The organism is Bradyrhizobium altum, from assembly GCF_020889705.1.
Classification (GTDB): domain Bacteria; phylum Pseudomonadota; class Alphaproteobacteria; order Rhizobiales; family Xanthobacteraceae; genus Bradyrhizobium; species Bradyrhizobium altum.
Genome location: NZ_JACMYP010000253.1, coordinates 1 through 12,734, shown reverse-complemented (window position 1 = coordinate 12,734; position 12,734 = coordinate 1). Strand labels below are relative to the sequence as shown.

The window sequence follows — 12,734 nt, the reverse complement described above, 5'->3', positions numbered from 1 at the left end:
CCGCCGCGGCGCGGGCCTCCGCAGTGATCTCGGCGCCGGCGAGCATGCGCGCGATCTCCTCGCGGCGATGGTCGGCGGCAAGCGCGTTGACGCGGGTGGCGACCCGCCTGCCCTTGTCGAGCGCATCCTTCGAGATCAGAAGATGCTGGCTGGCGCGGGCTGCGACCTGCGGCGCATGCGTCACCGCCATCACCTGCACCTTGCCGGCGAGGCGTGCCAGCCGCGAGCCGATCGCATCCGCCACCGCGCCGCCGACACCGGTGTCGATTTCGTCGAACACCAAAGTCGGCGCCGATCCGCGATCGGCCAGCACGACCTTCAGCGCCAGCAGGAAGCGCGACAGTTCGCCGCCGGAGGCGACCTTCATCATCGGCCCCGGCTTGGTGCCCGGATTGGTCTGGACCCAGAACTCGACGCGGTCGATGCCCTGCGGCCCCGGCGCGGCGGCATTGGCCTCGACCTGCGTCATGAATTTCGCGCGCTCGAGCTTGAGCGGCGCGAGCTCGGCATTGACGGCCTTGTTGAGCTTCTCGGCCGCCTTGGTGCGCGCCGCCGAAAGCTTTGCCGCCGCGGCAGCATAGCGCCTGTCGGCCTCAGTCGCGGCCGCTTCCAGCTTCTTCAGCTGATCGGCGCCGGCATCGATCAGCGCGACGTCATCAGCGTATTGCGCAGCCAGCGCCGCCAGCAGATCGACCGGCGTCGAATATTTGCGCGAGGCGGCGCGCAGTGCGAACAGCCGTTCCTCGATGCGCTCGAGCTCGGCCGGATCGAAATCGGTCGCCGCCAGCGCCGCGTGGAGGTGCTGGTCGGCCTCTTCCAGCGCGTTGATCGCGATATCGATCGCCTTCACCGCCGGCTCGATCAGGCTGGGGGCATTGGCAGCACGCCGCTCCAGCCGCCGCACTGCCGCGGACAGCGCCGACACCGGCGAATGCGAGCCGCCGATCGCCTCCTGCGCCTCGCGCAGATCGGTCGCGACCTTCTCGCCCTGCATCATGGTGGTGCGGCGGTTGGCGAGCTCGGTCTCCTCGCCCTCCTTCGGCGCCAGCGTCTTCAGCTCCTGGGAGGCATGGCGCAGATAGTCGGCCTCGCGCGCGGCGCGCTCCATGCCGGCGCGATGCCCGTCGAGGTCGGCGTTGGCGGTCCGCCTGATTTCCCACAGCGCTTCCAGCGCGGCGACGTCCTTCTCGTGGCCGGCGAAGGCGTCGAGCAGCTGGCGGTGGGTGGAGGCGTCGACCAAAGCGCGCTCGTCGTGCTGGCCATGGATTTCGACCAGAACAGAGCCGACTGCCCTCAGGGTCTGCACGCTGATCGCCTGGTCGTTGATAAAGGCGCGGGTGCGGCCGTCGGCGAGCTGGACGCGGCGCAGGATCATCTCGCCGGTGTCGTCGAGGCCGTTCTCGGCGAGGATCTTGGCCGCCGGGTGCTCTTTCGGGACATCGAACGTGGCGGTCACCTGCCCCTGCTCGGCGCCATGGCGCACCAGTCCGGCATCGCCGCGGCCGCCGAGCGCCAGCGCAAAGGCATCAAGCAGGATGGATTTGCCGGCGCCGGTTTCGCCGGTCAGCACCGCCAGGCCACGGGAAAATTCGATATCAAGCCGTTCGATCAGGACGATGTCACGGATCGATAGACGGGCCAGCATGCGAGGACAATTCCTAGCCGAGACCTATCTTCTTGAAGGTCCTGCTGATCCAGGATCCCTGATTCTCGCTCGGCTCGAGACCGCCGGACTTTACTAGATTATATGCGTCCTTGTACCAGCGGCTGTCCGGAAAATTGTGGCCGAGCACCGCGGCGGCGGTCTGCGCCTCGCCGGCGATGCCGATCGCCATATAGGCCTCGGTCAGCCGGTAGAGCGCCTCTTCGACGTGGCGGGTGGTCTGGTACTGGGTGACCACGGTCTTGAAGCGGTTGATCGCGGCGGTGAAGTCGCGCTTCTCGATGTAGTAGCGCCCGACCGCCATTTCCTTGCCGGCGAGTTGGTCGCGCGCAGCCTGAATCTTGTTCTTGGCCTGGGTGGCGTATTCCGAGGTCGGATATTTGCGCACCACCTCTTCGAGTGCCGCGATTGCCTTCTCGGTGCGGCTCTGGTCGCGCGAGATGTCGGGGATCTGGTCGAAATGCGATGCCGCGATCAGGTACTGGGCGTAGGACGCGTCCGGGCTGCCGGGATGCAGCGTCACGTAGCGGGTGGCGGAGCCGATGCAGCTGTCGTAGTCGCCCGCCTGATAGTACGAATAGGCCGACATCAGGAGCGACTTGCGCGCCCAGTCCGAATAGGGATGCTGACGGTCGACTTCCTCGAACTTCTTCGAAGCGGCCTTCAGGTCCTTCTTCTCGTTCATCATGTACAAGCCCTCATTGTAGAGCTTGTCCGCGGGCTCATCGACGAACGTGTCGTCCTTGGCCATGAACTTGTCCCACAGCGCGCCGGTGCCGCAGCCTGAGAGCGGCAGTGCCAGCACGATCAGGCCCACCGCGAAGCGCAGCGTGCGCGCGGCCTTGGTCAGGCCGGAGACGTCAGAAGAATTGCGTTGTTCGAGCGCCATACGCATTGCCGACATGGATTGTAAAACCTGACGCCTTTGATGCGGTTAACGGCGACCCCACTCCACCCATGAACCGCGATCACGGATGCAATATCTCTTGTGCCGTTGGCGCCGGATCAAGGCAACCGCGGGCCCGTTTAACCGAAAAATGACCGTCGACCAACCGAATAGGGAGCCAATCCGCCGGGAATAAGGCGACCTGGCGAAGCTCACAGCCTGCTGTGGTTATTACGGGAATTGGGCTGACCGCCTGCGGCGATCAGGACACGTCCGGACCGTAGGCCGGGGCGACGAGGCCGCCCACCGTGCTTGCACCGGCTTCGACATGGCCGCGGACCGGCCGCCGGGCGGTCTCCGATTCGACCACGCGCCAGGCGCTGCGGTCGGCGAGCAGCGCCTTCAGCACCGCGTTGTTGAGCTTGTGGCCGCCGCGGACCGAGCGGTAGCTGCCGAGCAGCGGCAGGCCGGCCAGCGCCAGATCGCCGATCACGTCGAGCACCTTGTGGCGGGCGCACTCGTTGGCGTAGCGCAGGCCCTCGGCGTTGAGCAGGCGAGCCTCGTCGAACACCACCGTGTTGTCGAAGGAGGCGCCGAGCGCGAAGCCAGCGCCCCACAGCCGCGCCACGTCATTCATGCAGCCGAAGGTACGGGCCCGCGCGACTTCGCGGCGGAAGCCTTCCGGCGACAGATCGAAGGAGTAGGTCTGGTGACCGATCACCTTGTTGACGAAATTGATTTCGACTTCGGCGCGGAACCCGCCGGCGAACGGGCGCAACTCGCCCATCGCATCGCCGATCTTGACCTGCACCGGCTTCTGTACCTGGATGAAGCGGCGGACGCCGGGCTGGGTCACAATGCCGGCCTGATCGATGGCGGCGACAAACGCCGCAGCGCTGCCGTCCATGATCGGAACTTCTGCAGCGTCGACTTCGATCGTGGCGTTGTCGACGCCCATGCCGCGCAGCGCGGCGAGAACATGCTCCGCGGTCGAAACCAGCGGCCCTTCGCGGTCACCCAGCACCGTCGCGAATTCGGTTGCGATCACAGCGTCGGCGGTGGCGGTAACTTCGCGGTCGGCACCGTCGAGACCAGTGCGGACAAAAATAAAACCCGCGTCGACAGGCGCAGGTCCCAGCGTGAGACTGACAGGAAGACCGGAATGAACGCCTACGCCAGTCACGGTGGCTTGCGACCGAAGCGTTGTCTGACGGCTGAACTTCATTCGATAATGCCCACTACCCGACTTCGCTCACTTCAAGTGGCCAAACTTCCCCAAGGCCGACTCGCATGAGCTCCCCAAGTCCCGGCAGACCATAGTCACAGCCCTAAAGCGCGCCAACTCACGCTTCTTTACGGATTGTTACCCCATCTCCGCCGCATTCGCGCCCAAGGTTAACCCAATTGCGGCAGCGAAAACGGCCCTCGGCGAGTGGCCATCTGACCACCGAAATAATAATTAATCATTTAAAATCAGTTGCTTGTTTACCCGATGCAACCACCTGCCCGCCAAAAGGAGAAGGCCCGGGCGGTTCCCCGCCGAGGCCTTCTTCGTCGCCAAGGTTGTAACAAACTTCAGTTTGCCTGCCGGCGCAGGAAGGCCGGGATATCAAGATGGTCGTCACCCTGTGGCGCCGGGGCAACAGGCGCCTGGCGGCCATGGGCGTCCAATCCCTGCGGAGCCGGGCGCTTCGCATATTCCGATACCGGCGATTCGTTCGCCGAGATCTGCTGGGCGACGCTGCGGGCCGGCTTGCGGTCGGGCAGCGGCGGCATCGTCGGCATCGCAGGACCCGAGGCACGGGCCGCGATCGGCGGCTCGGTCTCTTCGTCGCGGCGGCCGAGGCCGACATTGGCCAGCCGCTGCAGCAGCGACAGCCGGGTCTTCTGCGGGTGTTCCGCCTCGCCGTCACCGCTGGCCTGCCGGATCTCGGCCTGCGCCGGCATCGGCAGATCCTCGAACTTCGGCATCCGCGGGGCACGGACCGGCGACCGCTCCGCCGCCTGCGGGATGAAGGTCTCGGGCGGCATCGGCTCGTGCTGCTCGGCCCGGGCCGCCTCGTGGTCCGGGAACAACGTGGGCTTCTGGGCGATCGGGCGCACGGTGACGTCACCGTAGGACCCCGGCTGCATCGGCGCCTGAGCCGGTGCGCTGTCCGGTGCAACCGCGGCAGCGATTGCCGCGAGCGCTGCGCGCTCGACGGCCGGACGCTGCTGGGATGCGGCGGCAGCTGCAATCGGAGCAACCGTCACGCCGGTCGGCGGTTCCAGCTTCTGGGCACGCTCGGCCATGCGCTGATTGTCGGCACGCAGGCGAGCGGTCAGATCGGCCAGCCGGCTCTCGGGCGAGCCGCCCGGCTGCTGCGCGGGAGCCTGGGCACGGGAAGCGATCGCGGCCTGCTCGATGCCGGTTGCGACCACCGAGACGCGAATGACGCCGTCGAGCGATTCGTCGAAGGTGGCGCCCACGATGATGTTGGCGTCGGCATCGACTTCTTCGCGGATGCGGGTTGCGGCTTCGTCGACCTCGAACAGAGTAAGGTCCTTGCCGCCGGTGATCGAGATCAACAGGCCGCGGGCGCCCTTCATCGAGCTATCGTCGATCAGCGGGTTGGCGATCGCAGCTTCGGCGGCGGTCAGCGCGCGCTTCTCGCCGGTGGCCTCGCCGGTGCCCATCATCGCCTTGCCCATTTCCCGCATCACGGCGCGGACGTCGGCGAAGTCGAGGTTGATCAGGCCTTCCTTGACCATCAGGTCGGTGATGCAGGCGACGCCCGAGTACAGCACCTGGTCGGCCATCGCGAACGCGTCGGCGAAGGTGGTCTTCTCGTTGGCGACCCGGAACAGGTTCTGGTTCGGGATGATCAGCAGCGTGTCGACCACCTTGTGGAGCTCGGAGATACCGTGCTCGGCGGTGCGCATCCGGCGCTGACCCTCGAAGTGGAACGGCTTCGTCACCACGCCGACGGTGAGGATTCCCATCTCGCGGGCAGCCTTGGCAATCACGGGCGCGGCACCTGTGCCGGTGCCACCACCCATGCCGGCGGTGACGAACACCATGTTGGCGCCGGTCAGGTGATCGCGCAGCTCGTCCATCACCTCCTGCGCGGCCGCAGCGCCGACATCGGGCTGTGAACCGGCGCCGAGGCCCTGGGTGACCTGGGTGCCCATCTGGATGATGCGCTGCGCCTTCGACATGGTCAGCGCCTGCGCGTCGGTGTTGGCGACGACGAAGTCGACGCCCTGCAACCCGGCGGTGATCATGTTGTTGACGGCATTACCACCCGCGCCGCCGACGCCGAAGACGGTGATCCGCGGTTTCAGCTCGCTGATGTCAGGGGGTGTCAGATTGAGTGCCATGGTTGCCTCTCTCGATTATGCGCGCGTTGGTTCGTCCCGGCCGCTGGCCGCAGGAGCTGGTGAAAATGCAATGAGCCGGGGTGTGGTCATCAGAAGCCCTCGCGAAGCCATCGTCCGACCTTTCCGAAGTAACCGTCTGTCCCTGTCCTGAGCTGCCGCGTACGCCGCGGTTCGACATGTTCAAGATGTGCGTATTGCGGATAGACCAGGAGGCCCGTCGGCACCGAGAACGAGGCGCCCTTCGCCTCGTTCGGCAGCCGGCCGAAGCCGAGCGGGCGGCCGATGCGGACCTGACGGTTCAGGATACGGGTGGCGAGCTCGACGGTGCCGGTGAGCTGCGAGGCGCCGCCGCTCAGCACGACGCGCGCCCTCGGCTCTGCCGCAAAGGGAGAATCCGCGAGCCGGTCACGGACCATTTCGAAAATCTCCTCGGCGCGATGCCGGACAATGTTGGCGATCGTGGCGCGGGACACGATTTGCGGAGTCTCCCGATCATCGCCTGCAGTGGGAACGGACATCAGCTCGCGCGAGTCCGAACCGCCGGTCAGCACCGTGCCGTATAAAGTCTTGATTCGCTCGGCATCCGCAATGCACGCGCCGATGCCGCGCGCAAGATCCATCGTGATGTGTTGCCCGCCGAGCGCAAATCCGGACGCATGCACGAGGCGGCCGCCGGAATAGGTCGCGATCGTCGTCGAGCCCGCGCCCATCTCGACGACGGCAGCGCCGAGATCGGCCTCGTCATCGGTCAGCACCGACAGGCCCGCGACATAGGGGCTCGACGCCATGGCTTCGACGTTGAGATGGCAGCGCTCGACCACCAGCATCAGGTTCTTGGCGACCGTCGCGTCCGACGTCACCACATTCATGTCGACGCCGAACTGGCGCGCCACCATGCCTCTGGGATCGCGGATACCCTTGACGCCGTCGAGCGCGTAGCCGACCGGCAGCGCGTGCAACACTGTGCGGCCGGCGCCGGCGGCGTGGCGCATGCCGGCCGAGGTGACGCGGCTGATATCGTCCGCGGTCACCGAGCCGCCGTGGATATCGGCCGCGGCTTCAACCAGCTGGCCATGCAGCCGGCCGCCGGAAACCGACAGCAGGACGGATTCGACACGGACCTTGGCCATGCGCTCGGCCAGCGCCACGGCATGGCGGACCGCCTTCTCGCATTCGGCGAGATCGACGACGGAGCCGGCCTTGACGCCGCGCGACTGGATCTGGCTGTAGCCGATCAATTCGACCGCATGGGTGCGGCCGCGCAGCGCCTCGTTCGGCGGCGACGGCCTGAGCCGCGCGATCATGCAGGCGATCTTGCTGGAGCCGACGTCGAGCGAAGCCACCATCGCGGTGCGCTTCTGCATCGGGCGGGTCTTCGGGGTCAAATTGCGATCGAGGCCGGTCATGCGGAGTCACCGGCCTTCTTCTTGGACTTCTTGTCCTTGAACAGCTCGTCGCGCGCCTTGCCGGCTTCCTCGGACAATTGCACGATCAGCCGATCGGGCAGGCGCATGTCGACGGCGACGATATCGCGCGAGAACAGCTTTTCGTCCTTGTCGAGCCTGGAGAGCGCGGCCAGCGCGTTGCCGACGTCGTTCTCCGGCAGGCGGACATCGAGGCCGTCCTTGAGGCGCAGGTTCCAGCGCCGCTCACCGACGAAGATCGCGGCCTTGGTCACGGAACGCACCTGCGGATAACGGTCGAGCAGCGCCAGGAAGTCCTGGGCGCGGGTGTCCGCGCCCTTGCCCACCACCAGCGGCAGATTGAGGAAGCGGCGCGAGACGTAGGGCTCGAGCACCGCGCCGTCGGAGGCGATCACCGACAGACGGCCGTTCTGCTGCCACAGCGCGAAGGCGGTGCGCTCGACGATGTCGATCTGCAGCCGGCCCGGATAGAGCTTGAGGATCGTGGCGTCGGCGATCCAGGGATTGGCCTTCAGCTTGGCGCGCACCGTATCAGCGTCGAGGAACAGCAGCGAGGCGCGGCCGTTGACGCCGCCGATCGCAAGCACCTCGTCCTGGCTCAGCTGCTTGCGGCCGTTGATGCCGACGGTGGTGATGCGGAAGCCCGCGGAATTGGCCAGCGCATTGCGGGTGTCGCTGAGCGCGGTGGTGAACTCCTCGAGATGGCCGCCCCTGACGATGCCGAAGCCCAGGCTGCCGAACAGGATCGCGAGCGTCGCGGCCAGGCCGATGCGGCGCGGCAGACAGCGTTCGACCAGCAGGATGTAGCGGTTCGGCGGCTCGCGATCGATCATCTGCGGCGGCCTGGCGGGACGCCGGCGGCGACGCGCGAGATGGGCGCCGACATACTCGCGCAGCAGCACTGCCGCTCCAATAGCGGCTGCTTTCAGGTCAGCTTGAGGCCCCAGCGATCGCAGCGATCGGGTGAGGCGTCCTGCACCATCCATTGCACGAGCTCGTCACATGTTGCGCCCGCAAACCCTGCGGGGTCCCGGCACAAATCACGTCTCGGCTAGACCGGTGGGATTAGAGAGGCCCCCTGTTCCCTGGTTGCGATCCTCGAAGCGGTAATCCGCGACAGCTCACGCCCCGGCAGCCAAGCGCTACATGCGCCGCCAGCGTTAACCTTCGGGCTTCCTGGTAAACAAATGGTAAAGGAGTTCAGCCTGGAGTGTATTTTGATCAACGCTCTGAATACTTTGCCGCGAACCCGTTAGCATTTTAGCAACAGCGCCCGGGTTCCATCCGGCCGAGTCGGACGGGTTCCCGCCCGGTTGGCCTTAACTCCTGGCGCGGCGGCGGCTGAGCTCGATCTGGTCACGAAGGAAGTCGGCAAAGGCGATGCCCTGTGCTTTCAAGGCCTTAGGGTAAAGCGATGCCGCGGTGAGGCCGGGCAGCGTGTTGGTCTCGAGGTAGACCGGGCGATCGGCCGACACGATGAAATCGCTGCGCGAATAGCCGGTGCAGGACAATGCGCGGTGCGCCCGCAACGCGTGGTCCATGATCGCAGCGCTGACCTCGGGCGCGAAGCGGCCGGGACAGATCTCCTGGGTCGACTTCAGAAGGTATTTGGCTGTGTAGTCGAAGCCCCCCTCCGCCGGCACGATCTCGATCGGCGGCAGCGCGAACACCGTGCCGTCGGATTGCTCGAGCACGCCGCAGGTCGCCTCCACGCCCGACACGAACGGCTCGATCAGATAATCCTCATGCTTCGCGGCATTGCGGACCGCGACGAGGTCCTGCTGTGCGTTGACGAAGATCAGCCCGTAGCTCGATCCGTCCTTGGCGGGTTTTGCGATCAGCCTGCCGTGCTGGGCGAACGCCTCATCGAGCTGTGCGACCGATATGCCCTGCGGCGCGTTGAGGCCTGCAATCGCGGCGAAGCGCTTCGCCGACGGCTTGTCGAACGCCAAATGCGACGACGCCGAGCCGGAGCCGGTGAACGCGACGCCGCGCATCTCGCACATCGCCTGCAATTCGCCGTTCTCGGCGCGGCCACCGTGCAGGCCGAGCACCAGCACGCGCTGCTCGGTGCCTGCTCTGTCGAGTGCCTGATCGAGCGCGATGCCGCGACCGTCGGGCTTGAAGTCGATTTCGAAGGGCCGCGTGTGGCCGAGCAGCTGTTCGGACGTCACCGCATGCACGGTGTCGTCAACGTCCCAGAACCAGAGCTCCGCGTCGGGCAGCGCACGGTGCAGCGCCTGCGCGCTCGCCACCGAGACCAGCCGCTCCTTGTTGGTGCCGCCGAACAGAATGGTCACCTGCATCAGCTTTTCCCGATCCGCTTGATTTCCCAGTGCAGCTCAATTCCGCTGGCTTGCTTGACCCGTTCGCGCACCGTCTCGCCGAGCGTCTCGATGTCATGCCCGGTGGCGTTGCCGGTGTTGATCAGGAAATTGCAGTGCATCTCCGACACCTGGGCGCCGCCGACCTTGAGGCCGCGGCAGCCGGCGGCATCGATCAATTTCCAGGCGCTGTTGCCGGGCGGATTCTTGAAGGTCGAGCCGCCGGTTTTCTCGCGGATCGGCTGCGCGGTCTCGCGATGCGTCTGCACTTCGTTCATGCGGGCGCGGATCGCATCCGCATCGGTGATCCTGCCGCGGAAGCGCGCCGAGGTGAAGACGATCGACGGATCGACGCCAGAGTTGCGATAGACGAACTTCATGTCGGCATTGCCGAACGTATGCTTGGTGCCGTCACGGCCGATGCCGGTGGCCTCGATCAGCACGTCCTTGGTCTCGCCGCCATTGGCGCCGGCATTCATGCGCAGCGCCCCGCCGACCGTGCCGGGAATGCCGAAGAAGAATTCCATACCGCCGATGTCGGCAGCCGCCGCCGTCTCGGCGACGCGCTTGTCGAGCGCCGCGGCGCCGGCGGTGACGACATCGCCGGCTGCACTCGTCTCGCCGAAGGCACGCGGCGCCAGCCGGATCACGACACCCGGCATGCCGCCGTCGCGCACGATCAGATTGGAGCCGACGCCGACGACATAGACCTGCAATTCCTGCGGCAGCCGCTTCAGGAAATAAGCCAGATCATCCTCGTCCGCCGGCGTGAACAGCACCTGCGCCGGACCGCCGACACGAAACCAGGTCAGCTCCGAAAGCCGCTGGTTCGCCAGCAGCCGCCCACGCAGCTCCGGCATCGCGGCTTTCAGGTCGGGCGTGATGTCGGGGAAGGTCACGATCACCCCAGCGCCTTCAATTCGCCGGGCAGTGCGTAGGCCCATTGCGTGATGTTGCCGGCGCCGAGGCAGACGACGAGGTCGCCGGACTTGGCGAGGCCGTGAACAATCTTCGCGAGCTCGCCGGCGTTCGGCAGCGGGACAACGTTGCGATGGCCGTGGGCGCGCAGGCCGGCGGCGAAATGGTCGCGGTCGATGCCTGCGATCGGCGTCTCGCCGGCCGGATAGACCTCCGCGACCACGACCGCGTCGGCATCGTTGAAGCAGGTGCAGAATTCCTCGAACAAGGATTGCAGTCGGGTGTAGCGATGCGGCTGCACCACGGCGACGATCTTGCCGTTGGTGGATTCCCGCGCCGCCTTCAGCACGGCCGCGATCTCGACCGGATGATGACCGTAATCGTCGATCACGGTGATGCCGTTCGTCTCGCCGGTCTTGGTGAAGCGCCGCTTGACGCCGCCGAAGCCCGCCATGGCCTGGCGGATCACGTCATCGGACACGCCGAGCTGATGCGCGACCGCGATCGCCGCCGTCGCGTTCGACGCGTTGTGGCGCCCCGGCATCGGCAGCATGATGTCAGCGATCCCGTGCGTCGCGCCCGACTTGCGATCGCGGATCGCGACCTTGAATTTCGAGCCGCCGCCCATCGGCGTCAGATCCAGCAGCTGCGCATCGGCCTGCGGATTCTGCCCGTAGGTGATGATGCGGCGGTCCTCGATCTTGCCGACGAGGGTTTGCACCACCGGATGATCGGTGCACATCACGGCAAAGCCGTAGAACGGAACGTTCTCGACGAAATTGCGGAACGCGTCCTGGATCGCCTCGAAGGTCTTGAAGTGATCGAGATGCTCGGGATCGATATTGGTAACGATGACGACGTCGGACGGCAGCTTCAGGAAGGTGCCGTCGCTCTCGTCGGCCTCGACCACCATCCAGTCGCCGGCCCCGAGCCGCGCATTGGAGCCATAGGCATTGATGATGCCGCCATTGATCACGGTCGGATCGAGCCCGCCGGCGTCGAGCAATGTTGCCACCATCGTGGTCGTGGTGGTCTTGCCATGGGTGCCGGCGATCGCGACGCAGCTCTTCAACCGCATCAATTCCGCCAGCATCTCGGCGCGCCGCACCACCGGAATGCGCCGCGCGCGGGCCGCCATCAGTTCGGGATTGTCGCGCTTGATCGCGGTCGAGACCACGACGACATCGGCGCCATCGACGTTCTCGGCGGTGTGGCCGACCGAGATCTTGGCGCCCTTCTTGCGCAGCCGGTCGAGGTTGTAATTGTCCGACGCATCGGAGCCCTGCACGGTGTAGCCGAGATTGATCAGCACCTCGGCGATGCCGCTCATGCCGATGCCGCCGATCCCGACGAAGTGAATGGGTCCGATCTCGCGCGGCAGTCTCATGCTGGTGCCATCCTCATCATGTCCGATCGACTTATGAAAGACGCGGCCTCCCGGGACAAGCCCGGCCATGACGTCCCTTGGCCGAAAATTCCTCGCAAACGCCTAAATTCCTGCCACTTTCGTCACCAGATCGGCCAGCCGCTCGGCGGCATCGAGCCGGCCGACGCTGCGCGCGGCCTCCGCCATCGCGGTCAGCCTCGAGGGCTCGGTGGCGAAGGCCGAGATTTCGGCGGCGAGCCGTTCGGGCGTGAAATCGCTCTGCGTAATGCGCAGCGCGCCGTTCGCCTGCGACAGCACGCCGGCATTGGCGAACTGGTCCTGATCAATCGCGCCCGGCAGCGGCACCAGGATCGAGGGCCGCCCGATCGCGGCCAGCTCGGCCACCGTGCCGGCGCCGGAGCGCGAGATCACGAGCTGGCTCGAGGCAAGCCGTGCCGGCAGGTCCGGGAAGAACGGCGCGAGCTCGGCATCGATCTTGAGCCGGTCATAGACCGCCCGAACCCGCGCCATGTCCTCTTCGCGCACCTGCTGGGTGATGATCAGTCGGCTCCACAGCGCGGGCGCGAGCTTCTCGATCGCCGGCGGCACGATGTCGCTCATCACCCGCGCGCCCTGGCTGCCGCCGACGACCAGCAGGCGCAGCGGCCCGTTCACCTCGGGCGGCGTGTATTTCACCGCAGCGGCCGCAAGGATCGCGGGGCGCATCGGCGTGCCGACGGTGGTGGCCTTGCCGGCGAGCGCGGGATCGCGGTCGAGCACGCCGGGCAGCGAG

General features: G+C 66.4%; 10 protein-coding genes and 1 pseudogene. All 11 read right to left on the bottom strand.

Going from position 1 to position 12,734, the window contains the following annotated elements; all coding sequences use genetic code 11:
- Positions 1 to 1,645: DNA repair protein RecN (gene recN, locus H8B02_RS38210; RefSeq protein WP_229170925.1), on the bottom strand; the 1,645-nt coding region annotated here is incomplete at its 3' end.
- Positions 1,646 to 1,658: 13 nt separating this feature from the next.
- Positions 1,659 to 2,567: an outer membrane protein assembly factor BamD gene (locus tag H8B02_RS38205; RefSeq protein ID WP_376711764.1), complete on the bottom strand. Its 909-nt coding sequence runs from the start codon at positions 2,565 to 2,567 to the stop codon at positions 1,659 to 1,661.
- Positions 2,568 to 2,811: 244 nt separating this feature from the next.
- Complete coding sequence (lpxC, locus tag H8B02_RS38200; RefSeq protein WP_229170924.1) at positions 2,812 to 3,774, bottom strand: UDP-3-O-acyl-N-acetylglucosamine deacetylase; 963 nt, start codon at positions 3,772 to 3,774, stop codon at positions 2,812 to 2,814.
- Between the two features lie 350 nt (positions 3,775 to 4,124).
- Entirely contained in the window at positions 4,125 to 5,909 is a 1,785-nt protein-coding gene (gene ftsZ, locus H8B02_RS38195) for a cell division protein FtsZ (protein WP_229170923.1), read from the bottom strand.
- An 89-nt stretch (positions 5,910 to 5,998) separates the two neighbouring features.
- The gene (gene ftsA / locus H8B02_RS38190) at positions 5,999 to 7,315 is read right to left on the bottom strand and encodes a cell division protein FtsA (RefSeq protein WP_092115917.1); all 1,317 of its coding nucleotides are present in this window, start codon (positions 7,313 to 7,315) and stop codon (positions 5,999 to 6,001) included.
- Positions 7,312 to 8,319, bottom strand: coding sequence for a cell division protein FtsQ/DivIB (locus H8B02_RS38185; RefSeq protein WP_229170922.1), 1,008 nt, complete (start codon positions 8,317 to 8,319; stop codon positions 7,312 to 7,314). Before H8B02_RS38185 ends, ftsA begins: the two co-directional genes overlap by 4 nt.
- Positions 8,259 to 8,527: pseudogene (locus tag H8B02_RS38180) on the bottom strand (hypothetical protein); the annotation flags it as partial. The gene H8B02_RS38185 and the pseudogene H8B02_RS38180, both read right to left, overlap by 61 nt.
- Before the next feature lie 125 nt (positions 8,528 to 8,652).
- A complete protein-coding gene (locus H8B02_RS38175) occupies positions 8,653 to 9,639 on the bottom strand; it encodes a D-alanine--D-alanine ligase family protein (protein ID WP_229170921.1) in 987 nt (328 codons plus the stop codon).
- Positions 9,639 to 10,556 (bottom strand): UDP-N-acetylmuramate dehydrogenase, encoded by a 918-nt coding sequence (murB, locus tag H8B02_RS38170; RefSeq protein ID WP_229170926.1) that lies wholly within the window; start codon positions 10,554 to 10,556, stop codon positions 9,639 to 9,641. Before murB ends, H8B02_RS38175 begins: the two co-directional genes overlap by 1 nt.
- Positions 10,557 to 10,558: 2 nt before the next feature.
- On the bottom strand, positions 10,559 to 11,962 hold the full coding sequence (murC, locus tag H8B02_RS38165; protein WP_229170920.1) for a UDP-N-acetylmuramate--L-alanine ligase: 1,404 nt from the start codon (positions 11,960 to 11,962) through the stop codon (positions 10,559 to 10,561).
- 102 nt (positions 11,963 to 12,064) lie between these two features.
- On the bottom strand, positions 12,065 to 12,734 hold a 670-nt coding region (locus tag H8B02_RS38160), incomplete at its 5' end, for a glycosyltransferase (RefSeq protein ID WP_283842301.1).

Coding starts and splice junctions, on each gene's coding strand:
- ftsA (WP_092115917.1), bottom strand. CDS start 7,315: ATGACCGGCCTCGATCGCAATTTGACCCCGAAGACCCGCCCGATGCAG.
- H8B02_RS38205 (WP_376711764.1), bottom strand. CDS start 2,567: ATGTCGGCAATGCGTATGGCGCTCGAACAACGCAATTCTTCTGACGTC.
- murC (WP_229170920.1), bottom strand. CDS start 11,962: ATGAGACTGCCGCGCGAGATCGGACCCATTCACTTCGTCGGGATCGGC.
- H8B02_RS38175 (WP_229170921.1), bottom strand. CDS start 9,639: ATGCAGGTGACCATTCTGTTCGGCGGCACCAACAAGGAGCGGCTGGTC.
- lpxC (WP_229170924.1), bottom strand. CDS start 3,774: ATGAAGTTCAGCCGTCAGACAACGCTTCGGTCGCAAGCCACCGTGACT.
- H8B02_RS38185 (WP_229170922.1), bottom strand. CDS start 8,319: ATGGATGGTGCAGGACGCCTCACCCGATCGCTGCGATCGCTGGGGCCT.
- ftsZ (WP_229170923.1), bottom strand. CDS start 5,909: ATGGCACTCAATCTGACACCCCCTGACATCAGCGAGCTGAAACCGCGG.